At 38.6% G+C, this 18,704-nt stretch carries 18 protein-coding genes and 1 pseudogene; 13 read left to right on the forward strand and 6 right to left on the reverse strand.

Annotated elements, in window-relative coordinates; genetic code table 11:
• Positions 1-137: 137 nt before the first annotated feature.
• Both LQ227_RS12115 and LQ227_RS12120 read left to right on the forward strand, forming a co-directional pair.
• Positions 138-2,954 (forward strand): TonB-dependent receptor, encoded by a 2,817-nt coding sequence (locus LQ227_RS12115; RefSeq protein WP_230144601.1) that lies wholly within the window; start codon positions 138-140, stop codon positions 2,952-2,954.
• A 74-nt stretch (positions 2,955-3,028) separates the two neighbouring features.
• Positions 3,029-3,487 carry a hypothetical protein gene (locus tag LQ227_RS12120; RefSeq protein ID WP_230144602.1) on the forward strand — a complete coding sequence of 153 codons (459 nt, stop codon included), beginning with the start codon at positions 3,029-3,031 and terminating at the stop codon, positions 3,485-3,487.
• Between the two features lie 13 nt (positions 3,488-3,500).
• On the opposite strand, the gene LQ227_RS12125 is transcribed toward LQ227_RS12120, so the two are convergent.
• Entirely contained in the window at positions 3,501-4,073 is a 573-nt protein-coding gene (locus LQ227_RS12125; RefSeq protein WP_230144603.1) for a rhodanese-like domain-containing protein, read from the reverse strand.
• 17 nt (positions 4,074-4,090) lie between these two features.
• Entirely contained in the window at positions 4,091-4,996 is a 906-nt protein-coding gene (locus LQ227_RS12130; protein ID WP_230144604.1) for a prohibitin family protein, read from the reverse strand.
• 539 nt (positions 4,997-5,535) lie between these two features.
• Here LQ227_RS12130 and rpsL point away from each other — a divergent pair.
• The 6 genes from rpsL (at position 5,536) to LQ227_RS12160 (ending at position 9,865) form a co-directional block, all read left to right on the forward strand.
• Positions 5,536-5,949 (forward strand): 30S ribosomal protein S12, encoded by a 414-nt coding sequence (rpsL, locus tag LQ227_RS12135; RefSeq protein WP_029278631.1) that lies wholly within the window; start codon positions 5,536-5,538, stop codon positions 5,947-5,949.
• Between the two features lie 17 nt (positions 5,950-5,966).
• Entirely contained in the window at positions 5,967-6,434 is a 468-nt protein-coding gene (gene rpsG / locus LQ227_RS12140; RefSeq protein WP_029278632.1) for a 30S ribosomal protein S7, read from the forward strand.
• 129 nt (positions 6,435-6,563) lie between these two features.
• Positions 6,564-8,678, forward strand: coding sequence for an elongation factor G (fusA, locus tag LQ227_RS12145; protein ID WP_230144605.1), 2,115 nt, complete (start codon positions 6,564-6,566; stop codon positions 8,676-8,678).
• A gap of 138 nt (positions 8,679-8,816) precedes the next feature.
• On the forward strand, positions 8,817-9,122 hold the full coding sequence (gene rpsJ / locus LQ227_RS12150) for a 30S ribosomal protein S10 (RefSeq protein ID WP_008244591.1): 306 nt from the start codon (positions 8,817-8,819) through the stop codon (positions 9,120-9,122).
• A 51-nt stretch (positions 9,123-9,173) separates the two neighbouring features.
• A complete protein-coding gene (locus tag LQ227_RS12155) occupies positions 9,174-9,467 on the forward strand; it encodes a hypothetical protein (RefSeq protein ID WP_230149477.1) in 294 nt (97 codons plus the stop codon).
• A gap of 128 nt (positions 9,468-9,595) precedes the next feature.
• On the forward strand, positions 9,596-9,865 hold the full coding sequence (locus tag LQ227_RS12160; protein WP_230149478.1) for a hypothetical protein: 270 nt from the start codon (positions 9,596-9,598) through the stop codon (positions 9,863-9,865).
• Between the two features lie 274 nt (positions 9,866-10,139).
• Here the strand turns inward: LQ227_RS12160 and LQ227_RS12165 are convergent, their stop codons facing one another.
• The 3 genes from LQ227_RS12165 to LQ227_RS12175 form a co-directional block, all read right to left on the reverse strand.
• Positions 10,140-10,334, reverse strand: coding sequence for a YtxH domain-containing protein (locus LQ227_RS12165; protein ID WP_230144608.1), 195 nt, complete (start codon positions 10,332-10,334; stop codon positions 10,140-10,142).
• A gap of 10 nt (positions 10,335-10,344) precedes the next feature.
• Positions 10,345-10,707: a hypothetical protein gene (locus LQ227_RS12170; RefSeq protein ID WP_230144609.1), complete on the reverse strand. Its 363-nt coding sequence runs from the start codon at positions 10,705-10,707 to the stop codon at positions 10,345-10,347.
• 108 nt (positions 10,708-10,815) lie between these two features.
• A complete protein-coding gene (locus LQ227_RS12175) occupies positions 10,816-11,463 on the reverse strand; it encodes a hypothetical protein (RefSeq protein WP_230144610.1) in 648 nt (215 codons plus the stop codon).
• A gap of 135 nt (positions 11,464-11,598) precedes the next feature.
• Between LQ227_RS12175 and LQ227_RS12180 the strand changes: the two genes are divergently transcribed.
• The 4 genes from LQ227_RS12180 to LQ227_RS12195 all read left to right on the forward strand — a co-directional run bounded on the left by LQ227_RS12180 (position 11,599) and on the right by LQ227_RS12195 (position 16,841).
• Positions 11,599-12,942 carry a deoxyguanosinetriphosphate triphosphohydrolase gene (locus tag LQ227_RS12180; protein WP_230144611.1) on the forward strand — a complete coding sequence of 448 codons (1,344 nt, stop codon included), beginning with the start codon at positions 11,599-11,601 and terminating at the stop codon, positions 12,940-12,942.
• 278 nt (positions 12,943-13,220) lie between these two features.
• Positions 13,221-15,440, forward strand: a complete 2,220-nt coding sequence (locus tag LQ227_RS12185; RefSeq protein ID WP_230149479.1) for a hypothetical protein — start codon at positions 13,221-13,223, stop codon at positions 15,438-15,440.
• A gap of 5 nt (positions 15,441-15,445) precedes the next feature.
• Positions 15,446-15,949 (forward strand): gliding motility-associated C-terminal domain-containing protein, encoded by a 504-nt coding sequence (locus LQ227_RS12190; protein ID WP_230149480.1) that lies wholly within the window; start codon positions 15,446-15,448, stop codon positions 15,947-15,949.
• A 4-nt stretch (positions 15,950-15,953) separates the two neighbouring features.
• Positions 15,954-16,841 (forward strand): PorP/SprF family type IX secretion system membrane protein, encoded by an 888-nt coding sequence (locus LQ227_RS12195; RefSeq protein WP_230149481.1) that lies wholly within the window; start codon positions 15,954-15,956, stop codon positions 16,839-16,841.
• 671 nt (positions 16,842-17,512) lie between these two features.
• Here the strand turns inward: LQ227_RS12195 and LQ227_RS12200 are convergent.
• Complete coding sequence (locus LQ227_RS12200; RefSeq protein WP_230144614.1) at positions 17,513-18,124, reverse strand: hypothetical protein; 612 nt, start codon at positions 18,122-18,124, stop codon at positions 17,513-17,515.
• Positions 18,125-18,325: 201 nt separating this feature from the next.
• Between LQ227_RS12200 and LQ227_RS25630 the strand changes: the two are divergent.
• A pseudogene (locus LQ227_RS25630) lies at positions 18,326-18,610 on the forward strand (NAD(P)-binding domain-containing protein); the annotation flags it as partial.
• Positions 18,611-18,704 lie beyond the last annotated feature (94 nt).

Below are 18,704 nucleotides of genomic sequence, written 5' to 3' on the forward strand. Positions count from 1 at the left end.
AAGTCGGTCCGACTAGGGAGGGATTTTTAAAAAAAAAAATCTTTTTTCTTGTCACATTTTAATTTTTTTGGTGTCTTATAGTTGAACCCTTAAAAAAGGGTTAATCAAACAAACCAATAAAAAAGACAATTTTAAGTATGAAAACCTATTTATGGATATTGCTGTGCGTGTTATCTACGAAAGTCTTCGCACAACAAGCGGGTAATATAAATGGAAAAATTATTGATGGGAAAACAAACCAACCTATTGAATATGTGGGTATTATTTTATCCGATAAAACTGATTCTACCAAAAAAGTAGGTGTAGTAACCAACAAAGCCGGAGAATTTTCTTTTAATGCGGTTGCCAATGGCGACTATAAAATCAGGATTTCGGCCTTAGGATATAATTCCATCACCAAAAACATCAATTTGAACGGAAAGACTGTTAACATTGGCACTTTAAAATTGGCAGAAGATGCCATTGCCTTAAAAGATGTAGCGGTAAGCGGGCGTTATGCTACAGCCACCGTAAAAAAAGATACCATAGAATTTAATGCCGATGCTTATAAAACCAGGCCAAATGCAGCGGTAGAAGATTTATTGAAGAAGCTTCCAGGTGTAACCGTTGATAAAGATGGAAGTATTTTGGTGCAGGGACAAAAAGTTACCCGCTTAACTGTCGACGGTAAGGATTTCTTTGGCACTGACCCTAAAACGGCAACGAAAAACCTCCCTGCAGATGCGATCGCCAAAGTACAGTTGATTGACAGCAAAACCCAGGAAGCAAAAGCCACTGGCATTGACGACGGTCAGCGCGAAAAAGTATTGAATCTTACCATTAAAGAAGATAAGAAAAAGGGTTGGTTCGGTAACGCCAATCTTGCAGGAGGAACAACAGATAAATATGGAAGTTATTTAAGTGCCAACCACTTTAATAAAAACCTGCAGTTTGCTGTTTTGGGCATGAGCAACAATACCAACGATGCCAGCTTTGGCTACGATGACCTGAGTAGTTTCAGCGGTGGAAATATCGGAAATATTTTTGCTCCACCAGCCGGGGGAAGTTTCTCCATCAATAACAATAACGGCAAAACAACTATTGGTGGGAGTGGGGTTTTTGATAACAATGCCATTGGACTCTACACCACACATAGTGGCGGAGTAAACTACAGTAATTCCTGGGGCAAGAATAATAAGTTAGCCATTAGCGGAAGTTATTTTACTTATTTTTCTTCTGGTCTAGGTAATAAATTATCCAATATTCAGGATTTAAGCGCTGGCGATATTTTACGCACATTGGATAATACCGACCGCAATAGTAATAACCAGGCACATCGTTTTAACTTTAAGGCAGAATACCATCCCGATTCGTTAACAGATATGGTATTCCGGCCAAATGTGATCCTAAACAGTACCACCAACATCAACAACCGTACATTCAATGCAAATTTTGATGCTACAGGAAAAGCAAATGATGGAAGCCAATATTACAATCAGCATAATTTCACCCCATCCTTATTTGGCGAGTTTACCGTGCTGAGGAGATTGGCCAATAAAAAAGGCTCGGTTTCGCTCCGGTTAAATGGCACACAAAATACCTTTAATTCTGACTGGTTAAATCAATCGCTGCTTCATCAATATGTAAATGGTGATACCGCCGTTACCAATATCAATCAGCAAGCGAATCAGGAAAATGCCTCAAAAACTTATACCATCAACGGAAATTATGCCAGGCAGTTGAATCAAAAGTGGAGTGCCAACCTTGCTTACGGTTATACAAGAAGCATTGTTGATGCGCAGCAGATTACCTTTGATTATAATCCGACTACCGATCGCTACGAAACCATTGTGCCATCCTTAACCAATACTTTCGATAACCATAACAGCCTGCAAGTTGCCGGTTTGGGCTTTATCTACACCGGAAAGGATTGGACTTATAATTTCGGTTTCAATGCACAGGAAAGTTTGTTAAATGCCAATGTATTTAATAATGTAGGTGCCAATATTGGCAATATTGAAAAATCGTATTACAACTTATTGCCGCGTTTAACAGTCAATTTTAAAAATAAAGCAAATCAAACCATTGCAATCAATTACCGGGCAAGCGTTAATCTACCTTCAGTTACCGATCTGCAGCCTGTACAGAACAATACCAATCCATTATATCAAAGAATCGGAAACCCTGATCTCGAAGCCCGAAAAAACCATCGCCTATCGGTAAACTTTAATACCTTTAGTCCTGATAATAACCGCTATTGGAATGGATATTTTCTCTATAACCTATCTTTTGATGATACCGGAAATGATATTACCTATAACAATGGGATACAAACGGTGAAGCCGATCAATGTAAATGGCAATTATTACCTGCGTGCCGGAACATTTTTTGGGATGCCATCAAAACTTAAAGGTTTAAGGATGAATTATGGTGCAAATTTCTTTACCGAACATAGAACAAACTTTATCAGCGGTGCTAAAAACATCACCAACAGGTTCGAAATCGGTCCGAACATTAACTGGAGCTATGATATTGATGATAAATTTAATGCTGGTATATATGTTTATGTAGCCTATACCAAAGTAAATAATACAGCCGAATCGGCGATCGACAATAAATATTTTACGCTAAATAACACCTTAAATCTAAGTTACGAGTTCATTAAAGATTTAAGAATAGAAGCTGATTTAAATCATATCGGTTCAGCAGGCCGTGCCGATGGGTTTAATAACAATTACTTTCTACTTAACGCGGGCATAAACAAATATTTAATGAAACGAAGGGTAACACTGAGTTTAAAAGGTTTTGATATCCTGAACCAGAATACCAGCATAGATAGAGTTGTGAATAGTAGCCGGATTGAAGATGTAAGGTACAACAACATCACCCGATATTTTTATTTATCACTAAATTACAAGTTAACCAAAGTGGGTGTAAACAACCAAAGGAGCAACCCACGCAATACCGTTAATTAGTGGCGATTTGTTAATCTGTATAGCAGGATATTTGTATCTTCGGATAGAATAAGCTTGTTTGGAAATCTTAATGTATGAAGAAAACTTTACCACTCATTTTTACAATTTTAATAACCCTGTATTTTTCGGCATGTAAAAAAGGCGACATTAAAACCCTAAACAGTATTGGTTATGGATCGTCATTTGGGATGTGTGTAGGCTATTGTTCCAGTAATTTACTCATTAGCGACCTGAAACTTACTTTTTCTAAATCGAAAAACGGGCAAACAGCTGATACCAAAACCTGTAGCAAAACAATCTCCGAAGCTGATATAAACGCAATCAAAAAAGAATTGAATTTGGAGAAGATTTCGGCCCTTCCAGAGGTAATTGGCTGCCCTGATTGTGCTGATGGAGGTGCAGAGTGGATTGCTATTAATGCCGATGGTAAACAGTATAAAATTACTTACGAGTATGGTAAAGCACCAAAAGAATTAGAAGCTGCAGTTGCACAGTTGAAAGTTCTGAAAGATAGCTTTAAGGATTGTAATTAAAGCTTAGCTTTTATCACCTTGCTTTAATAACAGCACTTCTGATTTCGGTTCCTTCAAAGGTTATCCGTTTATCCCGTGTGCTCACCAGTTCGGACAGCTCATATACATTTCTATACCCATAGCCATATAGATTAATATAAGTAGGAATATTTAAGGCCAATGAAATTGGGGCTATTTTTTTCTTTATTAAAACAGGCACAACTACTTTACTAGCAAAATTTGCCTGGTCATCTATAAAATTATTATTGCAATAGATTAATATTTTGGTATCCGCATTTGGTATAATCCTTAACAGGTTTTGTTGTGTGAAATCAGAAAAATTTAGATGAATGGCACCTTTAACATGTTTGCGTTTAAATAGACTATCAGAACGTGTATCTAAAATAATGGTACCTTTCTCTTCGGCCATTTTTAAAAATGTTGGTAAATCTACGAGCCTACCTATACGATGGGCTTTAACCTCGGGTATGAGTTTTTCGTAAGCATCAAAATCTACATTGGCCTTTCTTTTAATGGTTGACGAAGTTTGTGCATTACATAGGTATGCAATGCTACAGCATATGATGGTGACGATTTTTGTTTTCATTTTTAAACACCTGAATGTTAATTTCCACCTAAAATAATTGGTGCACTTTTGCCATTACCCATAATAATAACTTTGGTGTTGGCCGATTTTGCAATTTCTTTTTGTGCCAATATAGATTCGTATTGGAGCTGGCGATCGCTTAAGCCTGTGGAAAGGATCCGTTGGTAATCGGCAATTCCTTGTGCTTCTACTCTTTTCCGTTCGGCTTCCTGACGTTCTTTTTGGAGTACAAATGTCATTTTTTGCGCATCTTGTTCTGCGTTTATTTTCGATTCGATACTTGCTTTTACCGATGCAGGTAACGTAATATTACGCACCAAAAGTTGTTCCAGCTCTAAACCTCTTTTGGCAAAGCTTTTTTCGATGGTATTAAATATTTTCGATTGGAATTCATCCCGCTTACTCGAGTACAATGCAACGGCATCGTAAGCAACTGCATTATCGCGTATGGCGGTACGTGAAACCGGTCGGACAATTTTTTCCAGATAATCAGTTCCTATTTCCCTTAAAATATTTGGAGCGGCACTTCCCTTTACCCTGAATAGTACCGAGAGATCAATAATGACCTCCAAGCCATCAGCAGACAAAACACGTAATGCATCGTCAGTTTGTTTATTGCCTTCATCATGCACGCCAGACATGGTGTAGTTCTGTGTTTTAACATCAAATGGCGTAATTACCGCTATAGGGTTAATTACATTCAGGCCACTATATAAAACTTCGTTATCTACTTTTCCAAAAACGGTTTTAACGCCAACTTCGCCGGCATCAATAACTTTAAACATGGAGAAAGATAAGCCAATGATGACCAGCACCACACCGATAATTTTGGTAATACTACTGTAGCGGCCAATAACGTTATTTTGGTTTGATACTGCAAAACCGACAAAAATGATAATAATCCCAATGATACTTAAGAACATATAATTTAGATTTTTATTAAAGATAAAGTATTTAATACAATCTTTTATGGAATTAAAGCATGTGTGGTTTTAAGGCTTTTTAAAGCGTATAGAAATGGGCTGGGGAAAATTATAACGTTAATAGGATCGGTTAACTTTACTAACTAAACCCGATATACGTGGAAAGTGAGTTCTTTACGAACTTGTAACGTTAGCTCCGAAGGAGTTCCTTTGGAACGGGGCCGAACTCAACCTAAGAATTACTGAAACTGCTTTCCAAAAGTAATTTAAATAGCCAAACTAGATGCTAAAACGAGTTCAGTATGATGAGCGTGCTAGAGGATTTAGAGAGAGAACTGTTAACTGAAAATCTAAAACTGTAAACTGAACTACTCCTTAATCTTCAACTGAAAACTGATAATTGCCAATAGAAAACTTTTTATGCTAACCCCTTGATTTTTAAAAAGAATTGTTCTACTTTTGCAGTCCGTTTTATGGGCTATCTGCAAGGATGCCGGGGGAGCGGTAAATTTTTTAATAAAAAAACATAAAAAAGCACAATGCCAACCATTCAACAATTAGTTAGAAAAGGTAGAGTAGCACTGGAGTTCAAGAGTAAGTCTCCAGCGTTGGACAGCTGTCCACAGCGAAGAGGTGTATGTACACGTGTGTACACCACTACCCCTAAAAAACCAAACTCAGCAATGCGTAAAGTAGCCCGTGTTCGTTTAACGAACGGTAAAGAGGTGAATGCTTACATTCCTGGGGAAGGTCACAACTTACAGGAGCACTCAATCGTATTGATCCGTGGTGGTCGTGTTAAAGATTTACCAGGTGTACGTTACCACATCATCCGTGGTGCATTAGATACATCAGGTGTAGCTGGTCGTAACCAACGTCGTTCTAAATATGGTACTAAACGTCCTAAGCCAGGACAGGTAGTTGCGGCACCAACAAAAGGTAAAAAGAAATAATCGGGAGGAAATAAGAAATGAGAAAGTCAAAACCAAAAAAGAGAATTATTCTTCCTGATCCAAAATTTAATGATGTTCAGGTAACTCGTTTTGTAAACAATATGATGTACGATGGAAAAAAATCTATCGCTTATTCAATTTTTTACGATGCTGTTGAAATTGCTGAGAAAAAAGCAGGTGAAAACGGTTTAGAGATCTTTAAACGTGCTTTAACTAACATTATGCCAGCTGTCGAGGTTAAATCTCGTCGTGTTGGTGGTGCTAACTTCCAGGTTCCAACTGAGGTTAGACCAGAGCGTAAAACAGCTTTAGGTATGAAATGGTTAATTTTATATGCTCGTAAACGTGGCGAAAAAACCATGAAAGAGAAATTAGCTGGTGAAATCGTAGCTGCTGCTAAAGGTGAAGGTGCTGCTGTTAAGAAGAAAGAAGATACGCACAAAATGGCTGAGGCTAACAAAGCGTTCTCTCACTTCAGATTCTAATTTAGGATTAACAGATTAGTAAGATTACACAGATTTAATTAGAAGATTATACTGATTAGATAAATTACACCGATTTGTTTTAACATAATCGGTGTAATTATTTAAAATCAGATAAATCAAAAACATAACATGGCAAGAGATTTAAAATTTACAAGAAATATTGGAATCGCGGCTCACATTGATGCAGGTAAAACTACAACAACGGAGCGTATTCTTTATTATGCTGGTGTAAGTCATAAAATTGGTGAAGTGCACGAAGGTGCTGCAACAATGGACTGGATGGCACAAGAGCAAGAGCGTGGTATCACGATCACTTCTGCTGCAACTACGGTTGAGTGGAAATACAGAGGTCAGGCTTACCACATGAACATTATCGATACACCAGGACACGTGGATTTTACCGTAGAGGTAAACCGTTCGTTACGTGTATTAGATGGTTTAGTGTTCTTGTTTTCTGCAGTTGATGGTGTTGAGCCTCAATCAGAAACCAACTGGCGTTTGGCTAACAACTATAATGTTGCCCGTATCGGTTTCGTTAACAAAATGGACCGTTCTGGAGCTGACTTCTTAAAAGTTGTTAAACAAGTTAAAGATATGTTAGGTAGTAATGCAGTTCCATTGCAATTACCTATCGGTGCTGAAGACGGATTTAAAGGTGTGGTTGATTTGATCAACAACCGTGGTATCGTTTGGAATGAGCATGATAAAGGTATGACCTTTACTGAAGTGCCAATCCCTGAAGATATGTTAGATGAGGTTGCTGAGTGGAGAGAGAAATTACTAGAATCAGTTGCTGATTATGATGAGTCTTTAATGGAGAAATTCTTTGAAGATCCAAACTCAATCACTGAGCGCGAAATTTTAGATGCTTTACGTGCAGCTGTTTTAGATGCTAAAATCGTTCCTATGGTTTGTGGTTCATCTTTCAAAAATAAAGGTGTTCAAACCATGTTGGATTACGTGATGGAATTATTGCCTTCACCTCTTGATTCAGAAGGTGTAACAGGTACTAACCCAGATACAGGTGCTGAAGTTTTATTAAAACCAAGTATCAATGAGCCATTTGCAGCTTTAGCATTTAAAATTGCAACTGACCCATTCGTAGGCCGTTTATGTTTTATCCGTGTTTACTCGGGTAACTTAGAAGCTGGTTCTTATGTGTATAACACACGTTCAGAAAGTAAAGAGCGTATTTCCCGTATCTTCCAAATGCATGCTAACAAGCAAAACCCTGTGCCTAATGTGGCTGCTGGTGATATTGCTGCGGTAGTAGGATTTAAAGATATCAAAACTGGTGATACACTTTGTGAAGAGAAAAACCCAATCGTTCTTGAGTCTATGAACTTCCCTGAACCAGTTATCGGTTTAGCTATTGAGCCTAAAACTCAAGCTGATGTTGATAAATTAGGTATGGGCTTAGCTAAATTAGCTGAAGAAGATCCTACATTCAGAGTTCAAACTGATCAGGAAACTGGTCAAACGGTTATCTCTGGTATGGGTGAGTTACACTTAGATATTTTAATTGACCGTTTAAAACGCGAATTTAAAGTAGAGGTTAACCAAGGTGCGCCGCAAGTAGCTTACAAAGAAGCAATTTTTGGTACTACTCAACACCGTGAAACTTATAAAAAACAATCTGGTGGTCGTGGTAAATTTGCCGATATCCAAGTTATTATTTCACCAATTGATGCTGATTTCGAAAAAGGTGGTTTACAGTTCGTAAACGAAATTACAGGTGGTTCAATCCCACGTGAGTTTATCCCTTCAGTAGAAAAAGGATTTGCTGCTGCAATGGCTAATGGTGTATTAGCTGGTTATCCGCTTCCTGATATGAAAGTACGTTTGATTGATGGTTCATTCCACGCAGTCGATTCAGATGCTTTATCATTCGAGCTTGCTGCCCGTATGGCATATCGTGAAGCTTTACCTAAATGTAAACCTACTTTGATGGAGCCAATCATGAAAATCGAAATCTTAACCCCTGAAGAAAACATGGGTGATGTTATAGGTGATATGAACCGTCGTCGTGGTCAATTATTAGGTATGGATACCCGTAATGGATCTCAAGTAATTAAAGCTACTGTGCCGCTTTCTGAAATGTTTGGTTATGTAACGCAGTTACGTACAATCACTTCAGGCCGTGCAACTTCTACAATGGAATTTGACCACTATGAAGCTGCGCCTAAAAACGTACAGGATGAAGTAGTTGCTAAATCTAAAGGAAGAGTAAAATCTGAAGACTAATTAGTATTAAGATAAAGGTATCAAGTATCAAGATGGATTATTAGACTTGATACTCGATACTAAAATACTTGCTGCTAAAAAGATAAATCCGGTTTCTGTTGTTAATAGCTCTAACAGGAAACCACAATTAAAAATAAGATGAGCCAAAGAATCAGAATTAAATTAAAATCTTACGATTACAACTTAGTAGATAAATCTGCTGAGAAAATCGTAAAAACTGTTAAGCCTACGGGTGCAGTTGTAAGTGGACCAATTCCACTTCCTACAGAGAAAAAAATCTTTACTGTTTTACGTTCTCCACACGTAAACAAAAAAGCTAGAGAGCAGTTCCAATTATGCGCTTACAAACGTTTATTGGATATTTATAGCTCTAACTCTAAAACAGTTGATGCTTTAATGAAACTTGAATTACCTAGCGGTGTTGAAGTTGAAATCAAAGTTTAATTGATTTTAAAAGAATAGAAAAGGTCTCGATGCAAATCGAGACCTTTTTTTATGCATCCAAATTTTAAAACAAAAGCAACGTTAGCTGGTTGTACTGATATGGCTAAGGAAGATAAAACGCACGAAGGATTACCAGTTAAAGGACAGGATTTTCCGGATCCTAAAGAAAAATTGAAAGAAAACCCCTCTTCACATGGAGAAGTGGCCAATCAAAAAGACGGTGATTTTTCTGAACTGGAAGAAAGCAGAATGGAAAATCCGCCAAAGCATCGTGATGAAAATGGATCGACCAAAGATGATTTGGATAGTAGCACAGAGATAGATCAAAGTAAAGGTGTACAGTAGCCGCAAATGGGTGGTAGGGTTCGGTTAAAGAGACAATAGGCTGCGATTGATATATTAATGCCTGATTAAACTTTTTATCGTACCAATTGTTTAAATAAGAGGTATCTATAAAAAAAATGGCTATGGAAATGAATGAAAATAAAAATGTCGATCCTAATTCGGAGATTAACCGAAATGAGGAGGATATTGAATGGGATAATGGAGAGGCTACTTATGGACATAAACGCGCCGATTTTAAGCGTAAAGATCAGCCAGATGAGTCACATTTATTAAAAACAGAAAATGATCCTACGCATGCCGTAAATGAAAATTTAAATAATTCGAATTTAAGTCAGGGTGAAGACATTGGAAACAGAAACAAGAATAACGAGAAAGGTTTGAGGGGAAAAGATTTATGATCCAATTATAAAGAGACTATCCATACAGAATAATCCCTTTATAAAATTTATGCATTTTCCGGTAGATGGAAATTAATTAGGATTCCACAACTGAAATGCGTTAATCAAGAAGCAAATGCCCTTAAATCGTTAGTCTCTGATTTTTTTAGTTAATCTTTGTCGCGAATCCTACAGCGCTGCAAATTTCAAGAACTTATCGCCAATTTACAAGACGTCTTGCATTAATATATTGATATATGTCAATTTAATGTGTATTTCTATACTCGATTAATTGTCAGTATAAATCGCTTGTCTGACGATAATCCTGTCTTATTTTTTCAGAATAATCCTTAATCCTATCTACATATTCCGGAGCTTTTTCCTTAAGGTCATCAATCAACGATTTACCGTCAGTTATCCGCTTTTTTGTGGCATACTTAAAACCATATACGGCTGCTGCGCCTATAATGGCATATTTTAATAGTCCCATAATTATCTGTTTATATTCCTGTATTTAAAGCATGGTTTTCATCAGCCTCATTAATGTTGGTATTCGTCTTAAAATCATCAGATGAACTTCCGGTATGACTTTCGGCACTCTGTAAGGTTGGATTTTTATCCGAACTGTTGTAGGCGTCATCACTAAGAGAATCTTTACCTTGCGTACCAGAATTATCCCGACCGTCTTTGGCTAAAGGATTTCCCTCAATCAGTTCGCTTGGTTCTTTGCCATAACTGGTTACTACATCGGTGTTGTTACCTGCTTCGTAAGCTTTTTGTACATCAGATTTTTCTGATTGTTCATCACCTGATCCTACATAACCTTCAATATGCTCTTCCTTGTTATATATGTTCGTTTTCATCGTATTATAGCTTTATGAATAAACAGAACGCAGACTAAATAGTTTGAATCAGGATAAATCAAAAGATAGTCGTAACAAAAAAGGCAGATATTTCTATCTGCCTTCGTTTTAACTTTTATATGGGAAATTCCGTGATATTTTTCGCATCATCCGTTCTACCATATCATCGGTAGAGCTCATAATGGAATCGTCCATTGTTTTAAAGAAACGCCACATTAACTCTCCATCCGCTCCGTTGTTTATGGTTAAGAACATAGTACCTGTTCCAGATTTTCCACCAAAGCCACCAAATAAAACAGCAGAGGCGATTGCACCAGCTTCAGATTTCGTTTGCTCAGTTTCAAAACGCCCACCGATAACAGCATCAACACCAAGTATTTTGGCCAGTTCATCTTTAGTTGTTTCGTCTAACTTACCTAAAACACCTGCTTTTTTTAATAAGATGTTTGTTTTGTCAACATCCTGGAAAGTTACCGTATAATCAGAAGCTTTCCTTAACAAAAAGGTGTACATACTGGCCTGTATCGATTTTGCCATCGACTCTTCCTGGCTTTTGTTTGCTTCTGCACTGAAGTTTTTTGGTTGTTTCCGGTAAGAAATTTTTACCTCGAAAGGCAAAATGGCTACAGTTTTTTGTGTTTTGATTGTTTCCTTTAGTTTCGGACTTTCAAAAATTTGCTTCGAGCCTTCAAATTGCGCTTTGGTTAAAACCGTAAAGCAGCACAAGATAGCGAGCGTTAATAAGATTTTCTTCATTATTTGTTTGTTTAATTTTGTAGCGAATATAAAAATATCTTTTAATTGTATAATATAAATTTTACCTGAAGCTTTATGCTTAACCATTTTCGCGTTTTGTTTAACTTGCGCCAAATTTTAAAGCAAACGGGATAAATGGAGTGGAAATATTTACTTTCGAATAAGAGATACGGACAAGAACAATATGGTGCCAGCACAGATCGGGCACGGTCTGATTTTCAGCGTGATTATGACCGGTTGATTTTTTCGTCTCCTTTTAGAAGGTTGCAGAACAAAACCCAGGTTTTCCCATTGCCAGGAAGTGTTTTTGTACATAACCGTTTAACACATAGTTTAGAGGTTGCCAGTGTGGCCCGCTCCATGGCCAATATTTTTTTAAAAAGTGTAGAGGAGCAACAACCGCAACTGATTAAAGATGTTCCTTTAATTAACGAAGTGGGTAATATCGTGGCTGCCGCTGCACTGGCGCATGATTTGGGAAACCCAGCCTTTGGGCACTCAGGAGAAGCAGCTATTTCACGATATTTTACCGATGGCGATGGGAAAGTTTATCAGAATGAGATGAAGGAATCGCAGTGGCACGATTTAATTAATTTTGAAGGTAATGCAAATGCCATCCGGATCCTTACCCATCCGCTAAAAGGAAAAGGCAACGATGCTTACGCGTTAACCTATTCTACTTTGGCTTCGATTGCAAAATACCCTTGCGCCTCAATTGCGGGTAAACAAAAGGGAGTGCTGCACCGTAAGAAATACGGTTTCTTTCAATCAGAAGAAGAAACTTTTAAAAAGATTGCAGAAGAGCTCAATTTGGAGAAAGAAGAAGGCGAATACCTCATTTACAAACGACATCCTTTGGTTTATCTGGTTGAAGCTGCCGATGATATCTGTTACAGCATCATCGATTTGGAAGATGCGCACCGCTTAAAGATACTTTCCTACGAGGAGGTAAAGAGTTATCTGTTGCCTTTTGCCAACTCTACCACCATCGAAGATCGTTTAAAAAATGACTATGAAGACGATGATGCAAAAATCGGTCTGTTAAGGGCTAAAGCAATTAATACGTTAACCAACCAATGTGCAGGCATATTTTTTAGGGAACAAGAAAAATTATTGAAAGGTGAGCTTAATCAAAGTTTAACCGATTTATTGCCCGAGCCCTATATTTCTGCCTGGAAAGCCGTAGAAAAAATTTCTGTTGAGCGTATCTACAATTTCTCGTCGGTTATACAGAAAGAGGTTGCCGGTTATAAAATTATGGCCGGTTTATTAGAAGAGTTTGTTCCTGCACTTATTCATAACAATACACACTATTATAAAAAACTGGTTAAACTTATTCCCAAACAATATCATACCGATTTGACTGATATTTATTCCATCATACAGAGCGTATTGGATTTCGTTTCGGGTATGACCGATTTGTACGCAGTTGATCTATACCGCAATATAAAGGGAATATCTTTTCCTTCGGAAACCTAAAGATAACTTCCTGGCCTTACTTTTTATGTTCGATTAATTACTGGTTTACGCTCTGTTTCTTCTTATTTAGCGGGTTAAATTGACCTTAAATTGGGTGTTTGTGTAAAATTATAAAATTAAATTTTATTTAAGTGATTGATTTGTAGTTCTTTAAAATCGTTTTAGTATTTGTAATTAGTATTTCGTGTAAAGCGAATGGAGCAGCTTGCACTAATTGTTAGATTTGATCGTTGGGCTCCTTATTTTTAGGCCTGATGCTTTAGATCTCATCCCGATTCATGAAAAAACTTTTACTAATTGCTTTGTTAAGCATAGGGTTCACCTTAGCTATTAAAGCGCAGACCCCACAACAATTTAATTATCAAGGAGCGGCAAGAAATGCTAATGGCACCCCGCTGGCCAATAAAAATATAGCCTTGCGGATTAGTATTTTAGATGGATCTTCAACCGGGACCGTTCAATATTCGGAAGTAAGAAATGTAACAACCAATGCTTTAGGTTTATATGCATTGGCAATTGGGGCTACAGGTGCAAGTTCGGTTAACGGTACAATAGCTGGAGTAACCTGGGCGAGTGGATTAAAGTTTGTTAAGGTCGAAATCGATCCTGATAACGGTACAAATTTTAGTTTGGCCGGAACCGCACAATTGCTAAGTGTTCCATATGCCCTTTATGCTGCCAATGGGCCAGCCGGACCCAAAGGAGATCCGGGTGTAGCAGGCCCTGCTGGTCCACAAGGTATTGCAGGCGCTGCAGGTCCGCAGGGACCAGCAGGAGCATCTGGTGCTCAGGGGCCAATTGGCTTAACTGGTGCTGCCGGTGCACAAGGAGCGGTAGGCGCAACAGGTCCACAAGGAGCGAAAGGAGATACAGGTGCAACGGGAGCTACCGGATTACAAGGTTTGCAGGGCATACCTGGCGTAAAAGGGGATAAGGGGGATAAAGGTGACATAGGCCCGGTTGGTCCTTCAACAGGAGTAGCTGGCGGTGATTTAACAGGGAATTATCCAAATCCTACATTAGCTAATCTTCAGGGAAAGACATTAAATGCCACTTCACCAATCAATAATCAGGTGCTTCTATTTGATGGGACTGTATGGAAACCGGTAACATTGGATGTGAGTCAATTGTCGGGAGCTAAGGCATTAACCTCAACTGATTTGAGTATTAGTACCAATGGCGCTACGGCTTTATTGAAAGATGTGGTAATTGATATCAATGCAGGGGCGGTTAGCACGCTTAAACTGGCAGATGGGGCGGTAACAACGGCAAAATTAGCCGACGCTGCAGTAACCGCTGTAAAAATTGGAAGTAAAGAAGTTAAAAACGTTAATATCGATGACACCGCAGTAAATACACTACAGCTCGCTGATGGGTCGGTAACTACAGCAAAACTTGCTGATGCAGCTGTTACGATGGCTAAATTAACTACTGATGGGGTAAGCGATGCAAACAAAGTGTATATCACCAATGCAACAACCGGAAAACCTGAGTTAATCAGCAGGACATTATTTGCAAATGCAAATGCCTGGGCATTAAAAGGAAATACGGGCAGCATCGATCAAAACAATAATTTCCTGGGCAATACAGATGACGTAGCCATTAATTTTTTGGTTAACGGTTTAAAATCTGGCCGTTTAGGAAACTCATCCGAAAACAATATTTCTTACGGTTATAAAACACTTACTGCAAATGTATCTGGCTTTTATAACAGTGCATTTGGTCGCGAAGCATTATCTGTTAACATTTCAGGTTACGAAAACAGCGCTTTCGGTTACCTGGTGTTGCAGCGCAGTTTTAGCGCCATCAACAACAGCGGCTTTGGCTCGCAGGCATTAGCGATTAATACGGTAGGCTCCAATAACACTGCAATTGGCACGCATACACTAATGGCCAATAGAACTGGTATATCAAACACAGCTATTGGAAGTTTGGCGCTTGAAGCCAGTAATGGCGACAATAATACGGCACTAGGTTATGCCGCCGGTTCGAAAAACAATGGGGCAGGGAATGTTTTTATCGGAAGCAACGCTGCTGCCAACAGCACAAATGCAAATAATACCTTAGTAGTAGCTAACTCCAGTACCTCATATCCGCTAATCGCTGGCGATTTTGCAGCAAATGGTGGCGCATTAACCATTAATGGCACTGCCGCTGCATCTTCCGTAGCTTATGCCCCAGCAAATGCAAGTACTTTAAACATTAATGGTTCTGTTGCAGCAAGTGTTTTAACCTATACTACAGCCGGAACCCTAACACTCGATGCCAGTCATTACACAGTCAGGATAAAAAATGCAGGTTTGGCGGTAAGTGTTAATCTCCCAACGGCCTCTAACTGTAAAGGAAGGATTTATGTAATTGTGAAAGCTTTATCATCAGGCGATGTTACGTTAAACAATCCTGTTTTGTTGAATGATGATTCTAGTGTAACCACCATTACCGGTGCAAAAACTTTCACCATTCAAAGCGATGGGGCGGGATGGATCTCTTTAAACTAAACACAATGAGAAGAATATCCTATTTGCTTGTTTTCTTTACCATGGTGTTTTTCTGGGGAAAGGCAAACGCACAAAGTTTACCTTATGTGGTTAATTCGGCCAGTGGCAGCGGCAAGATTAATAATCAATTATACGATTTTAGTATTGGTGAAATGGTCCTGGTGCAAACTTTACAGGCTGCCAACACTACATTGACCCAAGGATTTTTACAGCCTTTTCTGATCATACAGACCACAGCCGACGTAGCCATTGTAAATAATATCCTTACTCCAAACGGAGACGGGAAAAACGATTTTTTTGTAGTTAAGGGCTTAGAAAAGTATCCGAACAACAAGCTATCCATTTTTGATAGGGGCGGAAGGTTGATTTATATTACTCCAGGTTATCAAAACAACTGGGATGGCTATTTTAACGGAAAGCCACTTACCGAAGATACTTATTATTATATGCTCGATTTGGGGGCAGATGGTTCTATTAAAGGTTTTATATCAATCTTATATAAAAAATAACAGCATGAAAAAAATGAAATGTTATATGGCGGGGCTGTTGTTTTTGTTTGTTACACCAGCATTTGCCCAGCTTAACCCCATGGGGAGCATCTACTATCAGAACCAGTTTTTAGCTAACCCAGCAATGGCAGGTTTAGAAACCGGACTAAATTTAAATGCAGCATTTAAAACACAATGGACGGGGGTAGATGGTGCACCAAAGATTCAGTATTTGACTGGCGACTATGGTTTGGCTAATAATAAAGTAGGTTTGGGCATTCTTTTTTACAATGAAGGTGCAGGGGCGATTAACCGTACCAGGGCAACTGTAACTTATGCTTATCATTTGCCTTTAAATGGTGGGACTAACTTTTTGGATTTTGGGTTGTCGGCTGGCCTAATGAATGAATGGATTGACTTCGGTAAAGCCAAAGGCGATTTAGACGACGATGTACTCAATAGCTTTAACGATCGTAGATTATATCTGGATGGCGATTTTGGAGTAGCTTACCGCTCCGATAAATTGACACTACAGGCTGCTTTGCCTAATCTTAAACGGTTTTTTAAAAGAGATGTACTGCGAAACGTGGTAGACCGATCGATTTATTTTATCGCAGCGGGTTATAAATTCACAACTGATAAAGTAATCAACAGTATTGAACCGAAATTGGTATATAGAGGGGTGCAGAATTACGATGGTATTTTTGATGCCGGTGTAAATCTTCAGTTTTTAGAGAATAAGTTGATGATGAACGGCATATATCATAGTACCAACAGCTTTACAGCTGGTTTTGGTGCAAACTACAAAAACCAATTTTCGGTTTTATTCCAGTACACGACCAATACTTCAAAAATGCAGAGTTATAGCAATGGCGAATTTGAGGTGGGTTTGAAGTACAGTATCAAAAATTAAGCTGTTATCGTCATTTCGACTGAAGTGCAACGGAATGGAGAAATCTACTGTTAAATGTACCTACAGATTTATCCAATAATTTAATTATTTTTTTAAACCGTTGTTTTTTGGAAAGCAGTTGTGGTAGCTTTTGGGTAAGAGCAGTTCCCGCTCCCGCTTCTGCCCATGAAATATCGGCATCTCGCTTTGATCGGGTTAGGTGGCCAATGATGGGGGCTATTGATGGGTTTACCACCAAACGGTCCTACGGAACGAAAAACGCCAATTATATAAATTGGCTACCAAGAAGACGTCCCGATGGGACGATTTGTAATGATAAAATTGCCTCCTTGTCTTCCGTCAAATGGGGGGGGGGCACCAACCTAAGAAGAAAACATCTATGTTTAGCTACCGCCCACCCTTTCTATCTCATATGATCAAAAATTGCTCGTCCCATCGGGACGGCTCCTCGGTAAAAAAATGTTTTATTTTTTTCGTTCCGTAGGAACGTTTCGTGTTTTAGGCATCGGTTGGTTCCCATAAACCACAAACCATATTCCATAAACCCGACAGTAGCGGACACTGAACGTAGTGAGGTAAAGCGAATGGCGGGGCTAGCGGAACCGAAGTACCACAAGCCCTGCTTTTCTAAAAAAAAAGTAAGTTTTTTCAGTTAACTAAAAGGTCTTCGATTACCTTCCCCGGCCATCATCCCATTTATTACGCTCGTCCTGCAGCTCACGGGCGAGTCTCATTTCCTTATCTTTTGCTTTTACTTTGTGTGCCTGAAATTCATCGGCCACCTCTTGGTAAAGCTCGGTTCTGTACTTCGCTTCGTGCCTTAATTTACCCGATTGGAAAATTACAAAGGCCAAACCTACCCCAAGTACAATAATAATGGCCCAAACAATGGTATTATAAGTGCCTTTATTGAAGGATATGCCTAAAAATTTAATTTCATTAACAGCAGCGTTGGCATTGGCTAAGGAACTTTCTTTTCCATTTACTTCGCCTTTTAAGCTCGAAATGTTATCGGCTTGTGCTTTAATTTCCTGACGGGCTTCCTGCAGCTGCTTGCGTTCTTTTCTGAGCGTATCACTAACACTTTTCCATAAAGATGATAACCGTGATGGATTGATCAGCCTTGCGCCGTTGAAGTTTTTAGATTTCTTTAACATGAACTGATACTGGCCATTTAAAGAAGGATCGGTATTTTTCGTAGTGTCAGGTAAAGTTTGCCCAAAGGCAACGTTTAAAAATAGCATAGCGCCTAAAAACAATAGGGTGTGTTTAATTTTCTGCATAGTTTAAATATAGGTGTTAGAATGTAAAACTACATTTTTATCCATTTTCCGGTTAATAAAATTTGTTTAAGGTTTTGGCAAATCGATAAAATTGTTCTGGTTTAACATTCTAAATAACAATTTTATCTAAGTTTTATTATAAATTTATTTGCGATAGGTTACATTTGTTTCATGCAAATAGGAATTATTGGTTTGGGCGATATGGGCAAATTGTATGCGCTATCGTTCTTAAACGCTGGTTATAAGGTATGTGGGGCAGATATGCCCTTGCGTTTTACAGATTTAAAAAAAGAGCTGGAACCTAAAGGAATCGAAGTTTTAATCGATGGCCATGAGGTTGCCCGTAAATCAGACTTTATTATCTATTGCGTTGAAGCCGAAAAAATTGATGAAGTGGTAGCTGCTTTTGCCCGCTCAACAAAATATGGCGCCATAGTTGCCGGACAAACCTCGGTTAAACATCCCGAAATTGCTGCTTTCGAAAAACACCTTCCAGCGGATACCCAGATTGTAACCTGTCATTCTTTGCATGGTCCAGCATTTAGTCCGGAAGGGCAAACACTTGTGGTAGTACGTCACC

Source organism: Pedobacter sp. Bi27 (genome assembly GCF_918698255.1).
Classification (GTDB): domain Bacteria; phylum Bacteroidota; class Bacteroidia; order Sphingobacteriales; family Sphingobacteriaceae; genus Pedobacter.

What these genes read in the sequence shown, in the direction of transcription:
- LQ227_RS12115 (WP_230144601.1), top strand. Translation starts at nt 138, where the DNA reads ATGAAAACCTATTTATGGATATTGCTGTGCGTGTTATCTACGAAAGTC.
- LQ227_RS12120 (WP_230144602.1), top strand. Translation starts at nt 3,029, where the DNA reads ATGAAGAAAACTTTACCACTCATTTTTACAATTTTAATAACCCTGTAT.
- LQ227_RS12125 (WP_230144603.1), bottom strand. Translation starts at nt 4,073, where the DNA reads ATGAAAACAAAAATCGTCACCATCATATGCTGTAGCATTGCATACCTA.
- LQ227_RS12130 (WP_230144604.1), bottom strand. Translation starts at nt 4,996, where the DNA reads ATGTTCTTAAGTATCATTGGGATTATTATCATTTTTGTCGGTTTTGCA.
- rpsL (WP_029278631.1), top strand. Translation starts at nt 5,536, where the DNA reads ATGCCAACCATTCAACAATTAGTTAGAAAAGGTAGAGTAGCACTGGAG.
- rpsG (WP_029278632.1), top strand. Translation starts at nt 5,967, where the DNA reads ATGAGAAAGTCAAAACCAAAAAAGAGAATTATTCTTCCTGATCCAAAA.
- fusA (WP_230144605.1), top strand. Translation starts at nt 6,564, where the DNA reads ATGGCAAGAGATTTAAAATTTACAAGAAATATTGGAATCGCGGCTCAC.
- rpsJ (WP_008244591.1), top strand. Translation starts at nt 8,817, where the DNA reads ATGAGCCAAAGAATCAGAATTAAATTAAAATCTTACGATTACAACTTA.
- LQ227_RS12155 (WP_230149477.1), top strand. Translation starts at nt 9,174, where the DNA reads ATGCATCCAAATTTTAAAACAAAAGCAACGTTAGCTGGTTGTACTGAT.
- LQ227_RS12160 (WP_230149478.1), top strand. Translation starts at nt 9,596, where the DNA reads ATGAATGAAAATAAAAATGTCGATCCTAATTCGGAGATTAACCGAAAT.
- LQ227_RS12165 (WP_230144608.1), bottom strand. Translation starts at nt 10,334, where the DNA reads ATGGGACTATTAAAATATGCCATTATAGGCGCAGCAGCCGTATATGGT.
- LQ227_RS12170 (WP_230144609.1), bottom strand. Translation starts at nt 10,707, where the DNA reads ATGAAAACGAACATATATAACAAGGAAGAGCATATTGAAGGTTATGTA.
- LQ227_RS12175 (WP_230144610.1), bottom strand. Translation starts at nt 11,463, where the DNA reads ATGAAGAAAATCTTATTAACGCTCGCTATCTTGTGCTGCTTTACGGTT.
- LQ227_RS12180 (WP_230144611.1), top strand. Translation starts at nt 11,599, where the DNA reads ATGGAGTGGAAATATTTACTTTCGAATAAGAGATACGGACAAGAACAA.
- LQ227_RS12185 (WP_230149479.1), top strand. Translation starts at nt 13,221, where the DNA reads ATGAAAAAACTTTTACTAATTGCTTTGTTAAGCATAGGGTTCACCTTA.
- LQ227_RS12190 (WP_230149480.1), top strand. Translation starts at nt 15,446, where the DNA reads ATGAGAAGAATATCCTATTTGCTTGTTTTCTTTACCATGGTGTTTTTC.
- LQ227_RS12195 (WP_230149481.1), top strand. Translation starts at nt 15,954, where the DNA reads ATGAAAAAAATGAAATGTTATATGGCGGGGCTGTTGTTTTTGTTTGTT.
- LQ227_RS12200 (WP_230144614.1), bottom strand. Translation starts at nt 18,124, where the DNA reads ATGCAGAAAATTAAACACACCCTATTGTTTTTAGGCGCTATGCTATTT.